The organism is Larkinella harenae, assembly GCF_054780515.1.
The window spans coordinates 1-17,989 of the sequence record NZ_BAAGWE010000013.1 but is presented as its reverse complement, the minus strand read 5'-3'; the positions used below and the strand labels follow the sequence as shown (position 1 = coordinate 17,989).

General features: G+C 51.5%; 15 protein-coding genes. 11 read left to right on the top strand and 4 right to left on the bottom strand.

Translation table 11 applies throughout. The features are described 5' to 3' along the window. Positions 1-55 precede the first annotated feature (55 nt). The gene (locus tag ACYVH9_RS29050) at positions 56-586 is read right to left on the bottom strand and encodes a hypothetical protein (RefSeq protein WP_460639957.1); all 531 of its coding nucleotides are present in this window, start codon (positions 584-586) and stop codon (positions 56-58) included. Positions 587-989: 403 nt separating this feature from the next. Between ACYVH9_RS29050 and ACYVH9_RS29045 the strand changes: the two genes are divergently transcribed. The 7 genes from ACYVH9_RS29045 to ACYVH9_RS29015 all read left to right on the top strand — a co-directional run bounded on the left by ACYVH9_RS29045 (position 990) and on the right by ACYVH9_RS29015 (position 9,273). Then, positions 990-1,544, top strand: a complete 555-nt coding sequence (locus tag ACYVH9_RS29045; RefSeq protein ID WP_460639956.1) for an alpha/beta hydrolase — start codon at positions 990-992, stop codon at positions 1,542-1,544. Positions 1,545-1,782: 238 nt separating this feature from the next. After that, the gene (locus ACYVH9_RS29040; RefSeq protein ID WP_460639955.1) at positions 1,783-2,334 is read left to right on the top strand and encodes a dihydrofolate reductase family protein; all 552 of its coding nucleotides are present in this window, start codon (positions 1,783-1,785) and stop codon (positions 2,332-2,334) included. A 498-nt stretch (positions 2,335-2,832) separates the two neighbouring features. Next, positions 2,833-3,357 carry an RNA polymerase sigma-70 factor gene (locus ACYVH9_RS29035; RefSeq protein WP_460639954.1) on the top strand — a complete coding sequence of 175 codons (525 nt, stop codon included), beginning with the start codon at positions 2,833-2,835 and terminating at the stop codon, positions 3,355-3,357. A 106-nt stretch (positions 3,358-3,463) separates the two neighbouring features. Beyond that, the gene (locus ACYVH9_RS29030) at positions 3,464-4,156 is read left to right on the top strand and encodes a hypothetical protein (protein WP_460639953.1); all 693 of its coding nucleotides are present in this window, start codon (positions 3,464-3,466) and stop codon (positions 4,154-4,156) included. Positions 4,157-4,245: 89 nt separating this feature from the next. Next, positions 4,246-6,672: a TonB-dependent receptor gene (locus ACYVH9_RS29025; RefSeq protein WP_460639952.1), complete on the top strand. Its 2,427-nt coding sequence runs from the start codon at positions 4,246-4,248 to the stop codon at positions 6,670-6,672. Beyond that, positions 6,662-7,915 carry a DUF4374 domain-containing protein gene (locus tag ACYVH9_RS29020; protein ID WP_460639951.1) on the top strand — a complete coding sequence of 418 codons (1,254 nt, stop codon included), beginning with the start codon at positions 6,662-6,664 and terminating at the stop codon, positions 7,913-7,915. The genes ACYVH9_RS29025 and ACYVH9_RS29020 overlap by 11 nt, the downstream gene beginning before the upstream one ends. Before the next feature lie 155 nt (positions 7,916-8,070). Further along, positions 8,071-9,273, top strand: coding sequence for a PepSY-associated TM helix domain-containing protein (locus ACYVH9_RS29015; RefSeq protein WP_460639950.1), 1,203 nt, complete (start codon positions 8,071-8,073; stop codon positions 9,271-9,273). 415 nt (positions 9,274-9,688) lie between these two features. Here ACYVH9_RS29015 and ACYVH9_RS29010 read toward each other — a convergent pair whose 3' ends face one another. Further along, on the bottom strand, positions 9,689-10,861 hold the full coding sequence (locus tag ACYVH9_RS29010; protein WP_460639949.1) for a hypothetical protein: 1,173 nt from the start codon (positions 10,859-10,861) through the stop codon (positions 9,689-9,691). A 732-nt stretch (positions 10,862-11,593) separates the two neighbouring features. On the opposite strand from ACYVH9_RS29010, the gene ACYVH9_RS29005 reads away from it, so the two are divergent. The 3 genes from ACYVH9_RS29005 to ACYVH9_RS28995 all read left to right on the top strand — a co-directional run bounded on the left by ACYVH9_RS29005 (position 11,594) and on the right by ACYVH9_RS28995 (position 16,507). Next, a complete protein-coding gene (locus ACYVH9_RS29005; protein WP_460639948.1) occupies positions 11,594-15,382 on the top strand; it encodes a PVC-type heme-binding CxxCH protein in 3,789 nt (1,262 codons plus the stop codon). Continuing rightward, a complete protein-coding gene (locus tag ACYVH9_RS29000) occupies positions 15,364-15,519 on the top strand; it encodes a plastocyanin/azurin family copper-binding protein (protein ID WP_460640012.1) in 156 nt (51 codons plus the stop codon). The genes ACYVH9_RS29005 and ACYVH9_RS29000 overlap by 19 nt, the downstream gene beginning before the upstream one ends. A gap of 790 nt (positions 15,520-16,309) precedes the next feature. Further along, the gene (locus ACYVH9_RS28995; protein WP_460639947.1) at positions 16,310-16,507 is read left to right on the top strand and encodes a hypothetical protein; all 198 of its coding nucleotides are present in this window, start codon (positions 16,310-16,312) and stop codon (positions 16,505-16,507) included. Between the two features lie 50 nt (positions 16,508-16,557). Here the strand turns inward: ACYVH9_RS28995 and ACYVH9_RS28990 are convergent, their stop codons facing one another. Next, entirely contained in the window at positions 16,558-16,743 is a 186-nt protein-coding gene (locus ACYVH9_RS28990; RefSeq protein WP_460639946.1) for a hypothetical protein, read from the bottom strand. Beyond that, complete coding sequence (locus tag ACYVH9_RS28985) at positions 16,718-16,882, bottom strand: hypothetical protein (protein ID WP_460639945.1); 165 nt, start codon at positions 16,880-16,882, stop codon at positions 16,718-16,720. The genes ACYVH9_RS28990 and ACYVH9_RS28985 overlap by 26 nt, the downstream gene beginning before the upstream one ends. Before the next feature lie 83 nt (positions 16,883-16,965). On the opposite strand from ACYVH9_RS28985, the gene ACYVH9_RS28980 reads away from it, so the two are divergent. Continuing rightward, positions 16,966-17,571 (top strand): DJ-1/PfpI family protein, encoded by a 606-nt coding sequence (locus ACYVH9_RS28980; RefSeq protein WP_460639944.1) that lies wholly within the window; start codon positions 16,966-16,968, stop codon positions 17,569-17,571. Positions 17,572-17,989 lie beyond the last annotated feature (418 nt).

Below are 17,989 nucleotides of genomic sequence, written 5' to 3'. Positions count from 1 at the left end.
TGGGGTACTATGCTTCAAAAAGCGATCTTCAACGCTTACCGTTTCAAGGATTGCTTTACGACCGTTCAGCCCAATCCAATCGCCGAACGGTCGTAACCACTTTCTCAATTTTCAGGGGTAGTTCTCTTACGTTCTTGCTTCGGCCATCAACCATTCCCCGGACGCTGAGAACCGCAGCCGATACAATTGCTGTCCAACCGCCAAAGCCCGCCTTCGGACCTGATCCCGCTGGCGCACTTGCTCCACCCGGCTCCATCGGGGCGATCTGCGCACCCGCTGTATCAAAGTGCAGAACGATGGGCTGATTGTTGCTGAACAATTTCACATCGTAGGTAGTCGTTCCGTCGTGAATGTGCTCTTCGGCCCAGCCGTACGTATACGAAGCGTAGGTGCTGCTCAGCGCCGTTTTAATGGCATCCGACAACTTGTCTTTCGGAATGTAGCTGACTGAGTGCGCCGTGGTCCCAAGGCCGGGGGCGGTATGGGCATCGCGGAACCTTCCTGAACCATCAAAATGAACGTCAACCCGCTGGTCGTTGGTTAGAATCTGCACCCGGTACTCCTGGATGGTTCCGCTGTTTTGCATGGATTCCGCCACTACGAGCTGCTCATCGCAGTGGGGAGCTGCCCCGCATTCAGTCGGGTCACCACTTCTCCGCGCGGACCGGTGGGTCGGGTGGTGGGGGATCCGTCTGTATTGAAGTAATTAGCGACGGGCAGGCCATTCTGCAATTACCTCCTAATGGCTTGGTTTCCTTCTTGGTGAATGGAATCTACAATCCTTTGATTAGTGGTAGGAGATACACGGATCCATAAATTCATGCGTTTCCGCGCCTGGAGAAGCTGAATACAGATAAGGCTTTGGTGGCTGATGATTCGGTTCAGATAATAATTATTCGTCGCAAACTCCCCTTCATTTTGACGCATAGGCACCTGATGTTCAAAATACTTCTGCCGTAACTTTGCTCGACATTAATCCAAAAGCAACCATGAGCGGTTCCACTAAGAATTTGCTTTTCATACAGGGCGGAGGAAGTAAGGAGGACTATCAGGCTGATCAAAAACTGGTAGATTCTTTGAAAGAGCTTTTATCGGAAGCTTACCGTCTGCATTATCCTTGTTTACCTACTGAGCCCAGCGCCGATCTAGGTAGATTGAAGCAAATTGGCCAGGAAATGGCGCGGATGGAAGAACAACTTATCGTGGTCGGGCATTCGTTAGGCGCTTCCATGCTGTTGAGATACTTCTCCGAAAACCAGGTCACGAAGAAACCACTTGGCCTTTTTCTACTGGCTACTCCATTTTGGAGCGGGGATGAAGAGTGGAAAGAAGGGTTTAAACTAAATGATAATTTTGCTGATCAATGGCCCCGGGACATCCCCCTTTTTTTTTACCATTGCCAGGATGATCAGGAGGTGCCGTTTGCCCACTTTACCATTTATCGGCAAAAGCTCCCCTGGGCGAATTTCCGCGAACTCGCCAGCGGTGGTCATCAACTGAATAATGATCTCACGATTGTCGCCAATGACATTCGATCATTATAGGAAGAGTCAAGGGGCAGTTGCCGCAGCACCTGGGTACGATACAATCTTTGGCGCGTTCGGATTGATCCGGATCGGCGGCTGGGTTGCCGCAGCACTTGGGTACGTTACAATCGAATCACTTTTCATGCCCTGAAGTATACAGGAAGGGCGGTGCCAATAGTTGGCTGAGACTAGCCCGAATGAACGTGCGTTTCAGCTCTTAGTGTAATGATATAATCCGCAAGCAAAGCGTTTTACGATGAGAACGGTAACATTTGAAATAAATGTGAGCATCGATGGCTATTGTGATCACACTATTTTCAATCCCAGTGAAGAAGTGCATGATTATTTTACCAACCTCATGACCGAAGTTGATCTGGTTTTTTACGGGCGGATCATGTATCAGCTTATGTTTCCTTTCTGGGCAGATGTGGCGAAGCACCAATCCGGTACCACCGATGAAATTCGGTTTGCCCAAAGGCTTACGTCGATTGATAAAGTGGTCATCTCACGATCCCTGATCGACGTGGAGGATCATACGCGAATCGTCCGGAGCAATCCCGTCGAAGAACTCCTGAATCTCAAGCGCCAACCGGGAAAAAAGATTTCCTTGGGCAGTGTCAGCTTGCTGCCGGAATTGATCGCAGCAGGCCTGATTGATGAGTTTCATATTGTGGTCCATCCCGTGATTGCTGGGAAAGGCAGGCGATTGATCGAGGGCGGTACCTGGCAGGAAAAGCTTTCGTTGAAGCTGGTTGATACGATTGTTTTCAAATCCGGTTGTGTAGCGCTTCACTACTTGACACCCTGACATCCTGTGGCTGCCCTTAGTCAGACGCACTAGTTCAACCCCAGGCTCTGTTTCTCAAAGCGTGATCAGTTGACCGACGGGGGATGAACAACTTCCGGGCAATCAGACCAAAAAACGGGGCATCCGCCACACCCACCTGGTAGGCCAACTGACCTGTTCTCTACAAAGGGTGGTACCACTTTACCTTGTTTTACGTGTCGATAAGTTTTTCTACTGACCAGTAAGAAAAGATTTTTAGTACCCGCCATTGAAAGCCATTCGTTTGACCGGCCCAGCCATGCATTGATCACTAATTCGGTCTGATGCCCCAGGGAGGCTAGGAAAGAGGGCATCCGGTGGATAAAGGCAGCAAGATCAGTCTGGCAAAATCCGTTCCTTTCATCTTTTTACGAACGGGTGAGGCCTTCAGGCAGAAGAGTGGTATAATTTCTTATCGGTTTATTATTTGGACTATTTCTAAATAATGACGTACATTTGTGCCAACCAATCGTATCTTCATTGTCAGTACCTGCGTCATCGTTACCCGATTCTACTGTCTTCGCCCAGATTTACGACCGCTATTGGAAGCGGATGTACAACCTGGCATACCACTACACGCAGGATAACGAGCTGTCGAAGGAGATCGTTCAGGCTGTGTTTGAGTCGCTTTGGAAGCGTCGGGAGACAGTCACCGTCGAAGAATGGCTCGAAGCCTATTTACTCAAAGCGACCCGGCTACAAGTGGCGGCACATTATCGAAAACAGGCCGCCCGTCAACAGCACCTTGAACAAATAAGACTAACCGGTACACCGTCTGACCAGACGACCGAAAATCAAATTGTTTTTGGTGAATTGGCGCAGCGAATCACTCAATTGGTCGAGCAACTGCCGGGGCAGCGCCGACGGGTGTTTGAACTAAGTCGGTGGCAGGGACTGACCAACCGCGAGATAGCCGCCGAACTGACGTTGGCCGAAAAAACGGTGGAAAATCACCTGACCTATGCGCTTCATTTTCTTCGTAAGCGACTGACTGACTACCTCTAACCACCGCTTTCTATCGGTCAGTGACAGAGGAGCGAAAAAAAGTTTGCCAATCGATTGGGGGGAACAGCCGACTTACGCAATTAAAGGGTAGATCCAGCGACAAATGATGATTACGCCCGACTTACTGATGCGCTACTTCCAGGATACGGTTACATCCGCGGAACGGCAGGCCGTGGCCGATTGGCTGGCGCAATCCGGCTCGGACGAAAGTATTCCCGATGCCTGGTTTAGCTCAGTCCATTGCCCATCTCAATCCGAGCAGGCGGTCCGGGACGAAATCTGGCGGACGATTGATCGGTCGAAACCGGTTACGCCGGGAAAATTTCCGGTGGGTCGGGTAAGCTGGTTAGGCACGTTTGGTGGCCTGGCGACTACGCTAACAGCGGCCTGTTTGACGCTCTGGTTGGGCTACGGCTGGCTGGGCGGACTATCCCAGACCAGTGTAGTGGATACGAGTCACCAGGCTACGGCGCAGATTCTTCGGGTAAATCACCTGCGACTCATCGTGCAACCGGGCAGCCGCTGTACGGTTACAACTTCATTCTTTGATTCGGAAACAAACGTGCAGTTTCAGGGAGCAGTCGCCATCACGCCGGAACGGGATGACTACAACCCGAAGAAGTTGACGGTCGAATGCACCGATTCGCATAAAAAAGACGGATTGCGGCTATTGCCGGGACAGACGTTCCTGGCGATGACCGACGATGTATACCAGCTGATTACGGCGACTACCGATGAACTGAACGACGAAATACCGCGACCGTTCAGTGCCCGGCTGGTCGATCGGTTTCGGTTATAATAAAAGGGCCGCATAGTTAGCGCTACACGACCCCGGATTACCCCTGCTGGAAACAGGGCGCTTTTACCGTTTGGCAACAAGTAAATGCAATGCAAGGTAGACAATTCTTGCTGGTGGGGATGCTTTATGTCCTATCTTATTTCGGATGGGCCCAATCCCCGCTGACCGGCACAATCACCGGAACCGTCCGGGCAACCTCAGGTGAGACGCTGCCCGGCATTCACATCCGGCTCGACTCCCTGACTAACGTAACCGTCACGGACGCTGATGGCCGATTCCGGTTTTTGAATCTGGCGCCTGGTACGTATGGGCTGACCGGATCGGGCGTCAGCTTCACAACGAATCGGCAGACCGTGCCGGTACGGGCGGGTGAAACGAGTACCTGCGTGCTGGTACTAACCGAAGCCGTGCAGACGGTGGATGAAGTAGCCGTTGTGGGGCAGGCCACGACACAGGACATTCGGAAGCGGGCGTTCGCCGTGGAAGCCATCGATGCTTTGGCGCTTCAAAACCGCAACGTGGACATGAACCGGCTGCTCGACCGGACGATGGGCGTGCAGGTACGCGAAACGGGCGGCATGGGGTCCGATTTTACCTATTCCATTCAGGGACTGTCGGGGAAAGCCGTCAAATTTTTCATTGACGGGGTGCCGATGGAAAGCTTCGGCAGTTCGTATCGCATCAATAACGTCCCCATCAATCTGGTTGACCGGATTGAAGTCTACAAAGGTGTTGTACCGGTCGAACTGGCGGGCGACGCCCTGGGCGGAGCCGTGAACCTGATCACCCGGCGCGACGTGGGCAGCTACCTGGATGCTTCCTACAGCATTGGCTCGTTCGGCACGCACCGGGCGGCTCTCAGCGGACGCTGGCGGCAGGCTAAAACGGGATTTACGACCAACGCACACCTATTCTACAATTCGTCGAAAAATAATTACCCGGTCTGGGGGCGAACCATTGAAATAGCCGGCCCCGATGGGCGACCCCTTCCAGACGTGGGGCGGCTCCGGCGCTTCAATGACGATTATCAATCGGCCAACGCCCGCCTGGAAGCCGGATTCACCAATGTGCGCTGGGCTGATCGCCTGTTGCTGGCCCTGACGGTGACCGACCTGGAACGGGGTATCCAGACGGGCCGGACCATGGCCTTTGTCTACGGTGAAGTACGGTACCGCGAGCGGCTGGTGATGCCGAGCCTGACGTTTGCCAAAAAGAATCTGTTTATTCGTGGGCTAAACGTCGATGCGTTTGCGTCATTGAACAGCCTTCAGGGTACGACCATCGATACCAGTTCACGTAAGTACAACTGGCGGGGTGAGGTGATTGCCAGCAACGTACGGGGCGAATTGGGCGGTATCCGGGCGCAGCGGTCGCTGTACACCTTCGACGATCAAACGGCGTTGGCCGGAGTCAATTTCGCTTACCAGCCTGCCGATGGTCACCGCTTTACACTGAACGCACTCCACAACCAGACCCGCCGGACGGGTAGCGACGCGCTGGCCATCGCCGACTGGACGATTCCATTTCGGCTGCCACAGCAGCTCAGCAAACAGATCGTGGGGGTGTCGTACGAACAGGAGTTGCTCGACGCCCGCCTGACCAATACAGTTTTCGTGAAGTACTACCGCTACGCTGCACAAGCCAACGCTTATGACTACAATGGGGGCGCACAGCGTGAACTGCTGGTTAATCGGCAGCAGCAGGGTGTGTGGGGATTCGGCCTGGCGTCGACCTATCAACTGCATCCCCGCACGCGGCTCAAGCTGTCGGCTGAATCGGCCACGCGCCTGCCTGATGCCCTGGAATTGCTGGGTGACGGCAACACGATTCTGAACGCCCCCGGCCTGCAACCCGAACAAAGCGTGAACGCCAACGCCAGTGTGCAGTACCGCCTGAGCCGGACCAACAGCAGTTGGAATATAGCCTCCGGTTTGTTTTTTCGCCATACGGACAACCTGATCTGGCTGGGTGAAGCCGACCTGTTCGGTACAGCCCGGTACGAGAACCTAAACCGCATTCAGACGCTGGGTGTGGAAACCGAAGTGCAGTACCGCTACCGAAACTGGCTACGGGTGACGGCCAACGCGACCTACCAGGACATCCGCAACAAATTGCGCTACACCGCTGCCGGAGCTCCCAACCACGTGTTCAACGACCGGCTGCGAAACACGCCCTATCTGCTGGCCAATGCCGAGATCAGCCTGACCAAAGCCGACCTGTTCTGGAAAGGGTCTCTGGCGTCGTGCTACGTCGGTACGCACTACGTACCTGAGTATTTCCTGGGCTGGCCGAGTTTGGGCGCAAAGGCCACCAAGCGGGTTATTCCGACCCAGTTCGTGCAGGACATTGGGGCCGAGTTTACAGCACCCAACCGGCGCTACGTGTTCGGTGTCGACTGCCGCAACCTGCTCGATCAACAAGTATACGACAACTACCTGCTCCAGAAACCGGGGCGGTTCATCAGCCTTAAAGTGCGTTATTTTTTATCTCAATCCAGTTCGTCAAATGTCAACTAGTCCCTTTTTTGTATCCCGACTAAAGTCGCTCTCTGCTCTTGCCTTGCTGTCGGCAGGGCTGTTAAGCAGTGTCACATCCTGTAACAATGACTCCGACAATACCGTACCGGCTGGCCCGCAAAACTTTACGATCGCCAGCTGGACCCAGGACCTGCAATACGTAGCGGCCACCCCCTCACTGACGGAAGGCTCGCTTACGTTCAAAGGCAAAGGGCTGGAAGCCAATGGGTCGCGCTACATCTGGCATAAAGACTACGTGTACCTGATGAACCTGCCCGAGAAGCGGTTTGTGCAGTACAAAATGGGTGCCGACGGGTCGCTGGTGCAGAGCTCTTATATCCTGACCGACGGTGTCGTGCCCAACTATTTCCAGTCGATCAACGTCGTCGACGACAATACGCTGTTGGTATTGGGGGCCAATGATTCGGGTAACAACGGTTCCATCGGCTGGGCGCGGCTGAGCGTACCCGATCTGAAAGTAGTCGCGAAAGGAACGTTGACGGTGCCCTATAATGCGGCAAAACCCGGCCTGGAGTTTTACCCCGGCAAAGGATACGTCGACAATGGCAAATTTATCCTGGGCGGTTATTTCTACAACACCGCCACCCGCGCTTACGAAGTCGATGGCGTAAAAGCGCTGGTGTACGACTACCCGGCCATGACGAACCTGAAAGTAGCGCAGAGCAACGCGACGGCCGGCGGTATTGGCTACGATTACCTGTCGAGCCTGACCACTGACGAGGAGGGTAACCATTATTTCGTTGCCAGTGCGGGAAAATACTGGACTGGTCTGGGTGGTAAGTCGGGGGTACTGCGCATCAAGAAAGGCGCGACCGAGTTCGACAAAGACTATTTCTTCGACGTCACGAGCCAGGTTGGTCGGCAGGGTTGCCTGATGGGGATGAACTACGTAAGCAACGGCATCGCGTTTGGCACGGTGCAATACGAAGAGCTGATGACCTCGGTGCGCGACCGGCTGAAAAACGTGGGTCAGGTGGTGAAACTGGACCTGCGGAACCAGAAAGCAACGCTGATGAACGTACCCCTAAGCCCAGTGTCGATGGTACGCTCTCCGCTAGTGTTCAACGGCAAATACTACACCGGTATCGCCCCGGTCGATCAGCCTGCGTTCATCTACGAGTTCGATCCGGCGGGTGATGCGAACGGGTTCAAAAAAGGCCTTAGCCTCGACGGGGGCGGTTCGGTGCAGGTGCAGCTCATTGCCCCGCACCCGACCAAATAACTAGCATATCCTATCGCCTGACAGGCTACCGAATGAGTGTCTTTCACGGACACCTTGGTCAGAACATGACTGAGGTGTCCGCTTTTGTCGATTGGCTAGCCACAGGTTGCTAGCCTTATCAGGTACAGAAAATCTAAATGAACTAAGTTTAACGCATGAGCGCTGGCATTGAATCAGTCGAAGAAGTATCGACTCGGCGTCGGAAAAAGTCGCCTTTTCAAAGAGTGAACAACTGGCTTCATTTATGGCTGGGACTTGCTTCGGGCGTCATCGTCTTTGTCGTCTGCATTACCGCAGCTATCTGGGTGTTTAGTGAAGAAATCACCTACCTGACCGAGCCGTCGATTCGCGCCCAGATTCGCCAGGAGCCAGTGGTCGTTCCGTCCAAAGTGCTTGCGATCATGCAGCAGCATTATCCCGGAAAGTCCGCTTCTTATGCTTATTACCAACAGGGAACGGCTATCCGGGTAGGAGTGGGCACGGAACGCGACCCCGAACGGCACCTGCTGTTTCTAAATCCCTATACCGGGCAAATTCAGGGCAGTAAAACTTACGGGCAAAACGAAAAAGGTTTTTTCGAATGGGTCCTGCTGGGGCACCAACACCTGTGGCTTCCGAAAGAAATCGGTCAGCCATTGGTCAACTACGGAACACTGGTCTTTACCATCTTGCTGATTACCGGACTGATCTGGTGGTATCCCGCCAAATGGACGCGCGCTTCCCGCCAAAAGAGTTTTAGAATAAAGTGGAAGGCTGGCTGGAAGCGAATCAACCTCGATCTGCACAATGTGCTGGGCTTCTATGCGCTGTTGGTACTGCTGGCGCTGGCCTTGTCGGGCATGGTCTACGGGCTTCCGTGGTACAGCAAAGGATTGTATTGGCTAACTTCCGGTGGGGAGATCGAACCCGAATGGAAGCGTGTGAGTTCTGATCCCTCTCAGCAGCATAAACAGTACACCTATAATCAGGCCCTCGATGGGGCCTGGGCTCGGATGATAACCGAGTATCCTTCGGCAGGCGGTTTTTTTTACGCGTTCCCCGATTCTACCCAGGCGAAGTCGACCATCAGCATCCGTACGTACCCCGCCCCTGGCCGATTCTACGATGTAGCGAGACACACCTTCGACCGGCACACCCTGCAACGGCTGGACTTTTTTGAGGTGTTCGACAAAAGCTATAACGCGTCATCAACCGGCGCGAAGCTGCGCCGAATGAATTATGATATTCACATCGGCACGATACTAGGCATGCCGGGTAAGATTCTGGCGTTTTTGGGTTCACTCATTGGTGCTTCGCTACCGGTGACCGGATTTATAGTCTGGTGGAACCGGAAGGGATTCGGCAAAAAGAAACGCTAGTCAGCCTGTTTCGGACGGCCAGCCGCAGCCATGCATCCGCCCTGTTGCCCAATTGGGATTTGCGCTGTATCTGGACAGCTCGGTTGGTGCCATGAATTCCCTCAAGGATTAATGTGCCCCTCCTTAGTGCTTAGTGAAGTTTTCAAAACGAAGACGGTTTTGAAGAGTAAAACAAGGTGGCGATTTCCTACCTGATAAAGGGAGGGTAATACCTTCAGGCGCACTACCCAGATGGAAACCACACCCATGAACTTAGTCAGGGACATTCAATTCGGGGCGGTGAAAGTCTGATGTCCAACCGCTCTGACTTAAAGCATCAACGAGCTCGGGGCATCAGGTCGGTTCAAAAAGAGGGACTATTGGTAATTCCTGTCAGTTGCAGCAGTGTAGTAAAAACCGAATCTGTCATAAATCTTCAATTGATGATTGGATGCCGGTGAAACGGCTTGCTACGATCAAAAATATAGCGGTAAGTGATCAGCACTCGACTCTGTTCGGCTCCCAGATTTCGAGAAATATTCAACATCTTTGGGTTGAAATCACCCTGCCACTGCAGCTCCACGGCCCGGTAGCGGGTCGATGCTTTGATGACTTTCTCGGCCTCCACAATCATATAATAGTCAATGCCACTGCCCTGAAATTGGGGCACAATGCCATAGGCTAAGCCCACAAACCGGCGGCAGACGCCCCAATACCGCAGGATCATAAACTTAAGCTTGGCCCACAGGTTGAACTGGCCATTCAGGTGGGTGATAATCTGATTCAGATCAGGAATATTGATCCACATGGCCACGGGCTGGTTTTGATAGTAGGTAAACCAGATTAATTTTTCATCCAGAATAGCTGCCATGGATTGGAACAACTTCAAGGCCTGCTGGAGACTGATTTCTTTGTTGCCTTCGTGGCCTGCCCAGGCCTGGTTATAAACTGTACTAAAGTCTTTTGCGTACGTTGCCAGTTGATCTTTGGTTAAATGCCTCACTTGAAAGTCTGGGTTGGCCGCAAAGGTTTGGTGAGCAGTATAAAACTTGGGTTGCAATTGGGCCGCCTGGGAAGCCACGCTCAGCCGCCAGCAGATTTGCTTATAAAACGTCAGAAACCCGTATGTTTCAAACAGGACCTGGTAGTAGGGAGGGTTGTAGTTCATCGTGTACAGTGGAGCATCAAAGCCCTCCACCAGCAATCCCCACCACTTATCGCGCTCGCCGAAGTTGATGGGGCCATCCATGGCCTCCATGTTCCGGTGTTGTAACCATTTTTTGGCCACATCAAAGAGGCAGTTGGCCGCCGACTGATCATCAATGCACTCAAAAAAACCAATTCCACCCACCTTCATATCATCGCCTTTGTTTTTATAACGCTTATTGACAAACGAAGCAATTCTGCCAATGAGGTCACCGTGTTGGTTTTTCAGAATCCACCGAATGACTTCACCCGTTTGATAGGACTTATTTTGCTTGGGGTCAAAAACCGCCTTCAAATCTTTGTCGAGGGGCCGGATCCAATTAGGATCCTGGCGGTTAATCAGGCGGTGGACTTCCAAAAAGTCCCGTTCGTGTTGGGGGGTTAGAACCTCAATGAGCTGCATAGTCTTTCGTAGGTTTCTTCAATAAGAAGAACGAACCAGCGCCGGAATAAGTCAGAATTGGATGGATAAAAAAGAGATGACCCAACGAATGTCAGCGTTTATAGCTACACTCAACAGGGAAAGCATCGCCGGATGATGGCAGGAGGGCTTTCTATAAAATTCGAATAGGTTTAAGGCGGGGTAGCTTAATACGGTACCCAACTCGGCCTCCTTCAATGCTTTTTCTCCTACTTTCTCCAAACAGGCTGATAAGCGTATATCGGTGAACAAACCACGGCTCCGTCCTGAATGACTCTGTCCGTCTACTATTTTGAGGGAGATGGGTATTGAAATGGTGCGCTTAAAGTGGTAATCTGGACGCCTACGATAGTGGCCGTTCAGGGCGTAGCTGGCTTATCTATGAATATTCTTCGAAATAGGCAGGCAAAATAGTAAAATAGGGACCCCCACGCTTCTAATCACGCACTTCGTGCAAACGCTTCAAGCAACTGTAATATAAGCAGCACGGCACAGGACAACGCCCTGACGCTGTAAGTGAATATTGAAAGTAACTAGTTGATAGTTTATAAAAAAGTTGATTTAAGTAAAGTATCAAACTGAAAACGCTATGTTTTAAAGGGGAAAAGTATTTAACGCCCATTCTGCAACGAGAAATAGAATGAAGTTCTAAACGTAAACAAGAAGCCGCGCCTGGAAATGGACTCCGGTTTCTCCTGACTTAGCCCACTTGTTATGAATTCTACATTTCAGCCCGTCTTTCTGGCCGTCTTCCTTATTGTTTCATTTCCATTTACAAGATGGTCCAACGCTCAAACGCCCAATCCCGGCTTCGCGCCGAAGCAAGGGGATCGTATCATTCTGCTGGGCAACACATTTGCCGACCGGATGCGTCACTATGGCTATTTTGAAACCTTGCTTCAAAAGAATTTTCCCGATAGGCACCTGACTCTGCGAAATATGGGGTGGAGCGCCGACGAAGTGGGTTTACAGCCCAGACCGCTCAATTTTCCGGGTTTTGGCGAAAAAACAAATCGGCTCACCGAAGGCCAGAAAGAAGTGAAATTTCAGGGATTTACGCACGAAGGTGAGCGCATTGTCATGCCAGTTGCGCTGAATTTCGAAGGACTAAACCAGGATTTACATGACCAAAAGGCCGACCTGATATTCCTTTGCTTTGGGATGAATGAAGCGTTCAAGGGACCCGCCGGACTGCCGCAGTTTGAAAAGGACCTCCAGAGGTTTATCCAGAACTTACAAGGCAATCAATACAACGGCCGCTCGGCTCCGGTTCTGGTACTGGTATCGCCCATTGCGCAGGAAGACCTGGGCGGGAATTACCCCAACCCAGACGAGCACAACAAAAATCTGGAATTGTATACCAGAACCATGCAGAAAGCCGCTTCAGCCAAAGGGTTGTATTTCATCGATTTATTTACGCCTTCACGGGTACAAATGAAGCAGAAAGGGACGGAAAGGTTGACTATCAACGGGATACATCTCACCGATGCGGGGTATAAGCTGGCGGCAGCCTGGATGGGGCAGTCGCTGGGATTAGAGAAAATGCCGGACCTGAACACCGAGAACAGCAAAAAACTCCTAGCGGTGATCAAGATGAAGGACGATCATTTTTTTTACCGCTGGCGGGCCGTCAACGGCGAATACATTTATGGCCGCCGACGGGAGCCATTTGGCGTTATCGCCTTCCCGCCCGAGCTACGCAAGCTGAATCAGATGACGGCTGCCCTTGACTCGGTTATTTGGGAGATGGGGAAAAGCAATACGGCGGCTGCCTACCAGAAAGCCCTTGAAATTGTGGATCGTAGAGGTAAACCGGTTGATCCGGCGCTGCTGCCTGCTATTCCCATGACGGGTCGTCAGGGGGAGGCCGCCAAAGCTGCTGCGCACGCCCATCACGAGAAGCTGGGATTGGCTACCACCGAACAATTCAAGCTCCCGGAAGGCTATGAAATCAATCTGTTTGCCTCCGAAAAGGGTTTCCCGATTGAAAAGCCCGTTGCCATGAACTTCGACGCGCGCGGTCGGCTTTGGGTGGCTACGATGCCAACCTATCCGCAGTATTTTCCCGGCATCCCCGTGCATGATAAAATTGTAATCCTGGAGGATACCGACGCCGATGGGAAGGCCGACAAGCACACGGTTTTTGCCGACAATCTCTACCTTCCGCTGGGCTTTGAATTTGGCGACGGCGGTGTGTATGTTTCGCAGGAACCAGACATCCTGTTTCTGAAAGACACGGATGGCGACGACAAAGCCGATTTTCGTGAAATTGTGCTGACCGGTTTTGGTTCGGAAGACAGCCACCATGCCACGCACGCATTCAGCTTTGGGCAGGATGGCGCCCTGTATTTCAATGAAGGTACCTTTCTGAATTCACAGGTGGAAACACCGTATGGACCCGTCCGGTCCTATGCGGGCGCGACCTACCGGTATGAACCGCGCACCGCGAAGCTCACTCACTACATTTCCTATCCGTATTATAATCCCTGGGGGAATGTTTTTGATAAATGGGGTATGCACCTGATCGGCGATGCGTCCGACGGCTCCAATTATTTTGCTCCGCCCATGACCGGCAACATCACTTACCCCGACAAACACCCACGCATTGATATGTTTACCGAAACGCGCGTCAGGCCGACGGCGGGCATCGAGATCGTTTCCAGCCAACAGTTCCCGGAGGAAGTTCAGGGCGATTTTCTGGTCAACAACAACATTGGTTTTCAGGGAACGAAACAGCATCGGATCCTACCACGCGGTTCCGGCATTGGCAGTCGGGAAGTAGAGCCAATCCTGCAATCGTCCGACCCCAACTTCCGCCCGATCGACATTAAATTCGGTCCGGATGGCGCATTATATATCGTGGATTGGTATAATCCCCTGATTTCACACGGGGAGAACCCACCGCGCGATCCGGCCCGGGATAAGTCCCATGGTCGGGTCTGGCGCATCACCTACAAGAATAAACCGGTTCTGCCCGTCACCGATGTCTCCAGCCAAACTATTCCCGGACTGCTGGACAACCTGAAAGCCCACGAAGACCGGTTTCGTTACCGGTCACGGGCGCAGATCCGGGAAAAGAAGGCCATCGATGTTCTGCCTGAGCTGAAAAAATGGGTGGCTTCGTTGGACAAAAAGGATTCGCAGTACGAACACAACCTGCTGGAAGGGCTGTGGCTTTATCAGGATTTTAATGTGGTGGAACCAACCCTTCTGAAAACCGTACTCCAGGCCAAAGAACCGCAGGCCCGGGCCGCAGCCACGAAAGTGCTGCTGTATTGGCGTGACCGCATTCCTGGCTCCCTGGAAATGATGCGTGCCCGGGTTAATGACGAATCCCCCCGAGTACGGCTTGAAGCGGTGGTGGCCCTGAGCTTTTTCAACTCCGAGCCGGCAGTGACGGCAGCGATGGATGTGTTCAACTACCCCACAGATTACTACCTGGATTACGCCATCCGTGAAACGTTTCGGTTCCTGAAACCCGTCTGGTTGGCTGGGCTGCAACAAGGCAAACGCTTTTTAGGTCCTCAAAAACAGGCAAACCGCTTTCTGCTCAGTCTGGCCACCGGCCAGGAACTGGCGACGCTGCCACCAACCTCCGATGTGCTGACGGCCCTGCTGACCAGGCCCGATATCAATCCAGTCAGTAAACAGGAAGCGGTGAAACGGCTCGCAAAAGAACAGAAAATCGGGCCAACCAAGGTGTTACTGGCGGCAATCCAGGCCGAAGAGAAAACGAGGAAGACGGCCATGCCCACTGCTGCGCAAACTGAGTTGATTCGTCTTTTGCTGGAAGCTGACCCAACGGAATTGAAACAAAACGGTCCCGCGTTTAAGCAACTGGTTCGTCAGGATACAAGCCGGATCGTGCAGGCAGCCGCCCTGGCTGCCGTCATCACCGCAAACCCCTCAGATCCATCGTTGCAACGGATAAAGCAAGAGAAACCCGATCTTTACCTAACGGGCATTTCCTGGTTGGCCAACGGCGGGCTTAAAGCTTCCTTTTATAAAACCGTAAAAGAACTGGCTGCCCAACTCCCGGCTATGGCGTATCCGCTTCTGATGCAAATGACCCTCGAAAATGCATCGCAGACCGAATCGATCACTGATCTGGTAGCCTCGCTCACCCGCACGCCCGGATCGATGCAAAATTCGGAGGGTTTTGCCAACGCCATTCAGACGATGAAAAACATGGTCCATGCCGTTCCGCAGCAGAACCGGCAGGCCGTGCTTTCCATGCTGGAAGCGGTGGGAACCCTTGAACTGAGACTTGTGGCGGTGGAAGCCAAAATGGCTTTCGACAAAAAGGAGTTAACCGTGCCAGCCGGAAAGGCCGTTATCCTGGTTTTTGAAAACCCGGATTTGATGCCGCATAACGTCGTTATCGTCAAACCCGGCTCGGCCGAAAAAGTAGGGGAGGCTGCCGATGCTATGGCCAGGTTGAAAGACGGTTTTGAAAATACTTTGTTCCTTCCACGTCGGATGTACTGTTTGCTACCCCGCTAGTCAATTCCGGAAAGAACTTTCGGCTGGAATTCAAGGCCCCGACGCAGCCTGGCGATTACCCATTTCTCTGCTCATTTCCAGGGCACTGGCGGGTTATGCAGGGCATACTCAGAGTAACTGATAATAAGATGCCCTAACCTGAAAACACAGCTACGGCGCCTTGCAGCTTACATGTTAACTTTTAAGCTTGGATGCCCAGTTTCGGGGCCGGAACGGCGGTTGGCCAAAGGGAGTAGCGGCTAGTCTCAGAAAATTAACCCGGCAGTAAAGCACCTCTACGAATCGGGTGGCTAGTCTGTAGTTTAGATTATGAGTTACTTACTGGTTGGAAGCCGACGTGCGTTTTACAAGTTGCTGCGTTTGTTTAAGTTCAGTCATTGTATGCGCCAAATAGCTTTGGTCGCTTCTTATTTAAAACTCTAATGAACTACAGTCTTCCGTTCTCTCTAAATACCTTCGTTTAATAAATAAGTGACCGTTTGAATCATAGATGAGGATAAACAAAGTGTCAAATTCACAAAGAAAAATTGTTTCACCCTTTAAGCCCGAAAATGTTTTTTGCAAATTTTGATAGAACTGATAGATCTGCCTGTTGAGGGTCATATGTTGTCTTCGAAAGAAAAGCCGCCACGGCGAAGAGAGCGTTGGCTGATGGTTTCATAGCCTCCAAGATGGCTCGTCTGATTGGTGTACCCAAAGATTTTTGTGATCTCGACTTTAATATATCCGTTATGCCCCTTGATTGAAAAATTCATTATAAACACAGTTTAATTAGGTGAAAACTGATTTGCTTAAAGTGTAGTAATCTTTTAATAAATCGGAGCTTTGTTAGATTAGATGACAAAGCTCAAAACGTTAAAAAAACTTAATCAATACCACCTGATTTACTCTGTACCATATCTTCGCATACATATAACTTCTTTGTGCATGAACAACTATTCTCTTTTGAAAAAGTTGGCCCGTATCCTGCCAGTGATTATGGGCCTTTTCTTCTTCTGGGTGGCTCTTATGTCTTTTGTTGAGCGGGCTGAAATCGAATTTGATCTACTTGGAATAGGCGGAGTCTTTTTAGTTTTGTATAATATCCAATCCTTGCTTTTGACTAATAAGCAAACGAGTGAATAATACGGCCGCCTGACAGTTCCCGCTTGAAATAGCCGGGTTTTAAATTCACTTTATTGGCAATTTCCCAGAGCGTCATTTGCTCCTTCGTAGAATCGGATCATTTCGGATGCCTGTTTGTTGGCGGGGTTGGAACGTGCGTTTTCCCGAATTACTTCTACTCCTTTCGTCCGCGCCTGCTCCGTCAGGTGATCGGGATTACCGAGTTGTAACCTATGCGCTTTTTTGAGCCAGCGCATGGCGGGTTCGCTCGGAAACCTTTCTTATCTCTTCTTCGGCAAAGGTGGCTTTGATGGGAATGATCATATCACCCTCGTTCAAACAATCCAGTGCCGTAAACTTGCCTTTGTGCTGACGGAGCATACTAAGAATGGACATTCTTGATTTGTGAAAAATCCGTATCTTGGCCGTGGAACATATCCGTTTGATTTTTCATTTTCATAGAATTAAGCCCATTGTTAATGCGCACCGTTGCTATTCTTCTTTTCAATGAAATCGAAGTGCTCGACTTTGCCGGACCTTTTGAAGTTTTTGGTGTAGCTGGGCGTTACGTTGATCCTAAACCTTTCCGCGTCATCACCGTCGCCGAGCGCGGGCCGGTTTATGCCCGTAATGGTTTATGCATTCATCCCTCTTATTTACTTAACGATCATCCAAAAGCTGACATCATCGTTGTGCCGGGCGGTGGTGGAATTCATAAGGATGGAACGCCTTACGGATCCCGGCGCGAGATGAATAATCCGGAAGTTCTCAACTGGGTTCGTCGAACCGCCGAAACCGCCGAACGGGTTCTGTCTGTTTGCACCGGTTCGTTCATTCTGGGTAAAGCAGGTCTATTGGATGGCTTGGCGGCTACCACGCACTACTTAGCCCTTGACGGTATGAAACAGGCTGCGCCTTTGACGGAGTTGCGTCCTGACGAACGGTATGTAGACAATGGCAAATTCATTACTTCAGCAGGGATCTCGGCTGGTATTGATATGTCGCTGTATGTCGTCGGGCTGCTGCTGGGAAAAGAGGTAGCTACCGAAACCGCACGGTATATGCAGTATGACTACTGGCAATGAAAAGCCGCTTCAATTTGGGTCCCCATGAATGAAATAGAAGAGCAGTACGTCACCTATTGACTATACCGATGAGATTGGGTCTGATTCAATCTCGGTGAGGGTATGGTATTTCCCCAAGTTTGGGGTATGAATTTATCTGCAATTCTTCCTGACCACTGACCATTACGTCTGTGAAACCAATATCCAGATTGGACTAGTTGCTACTCAGACCGTACCGGCCTACTTCGCTCCCTGTTCTGGGGTAGCTAGCACATTTGGGGTAAAATCGCCAGATAGCTGGACATATATCTCTGTCTTAGCCCCCTAAATGGTTGGACAAAATTGTAAAAACAGTCGGTTCGCCGATGCGATTAGTCCATTAATTTAGGAAATCATGAGTAAATCACGACGAACGTTCACCCCAGAAGACCGGTATTCC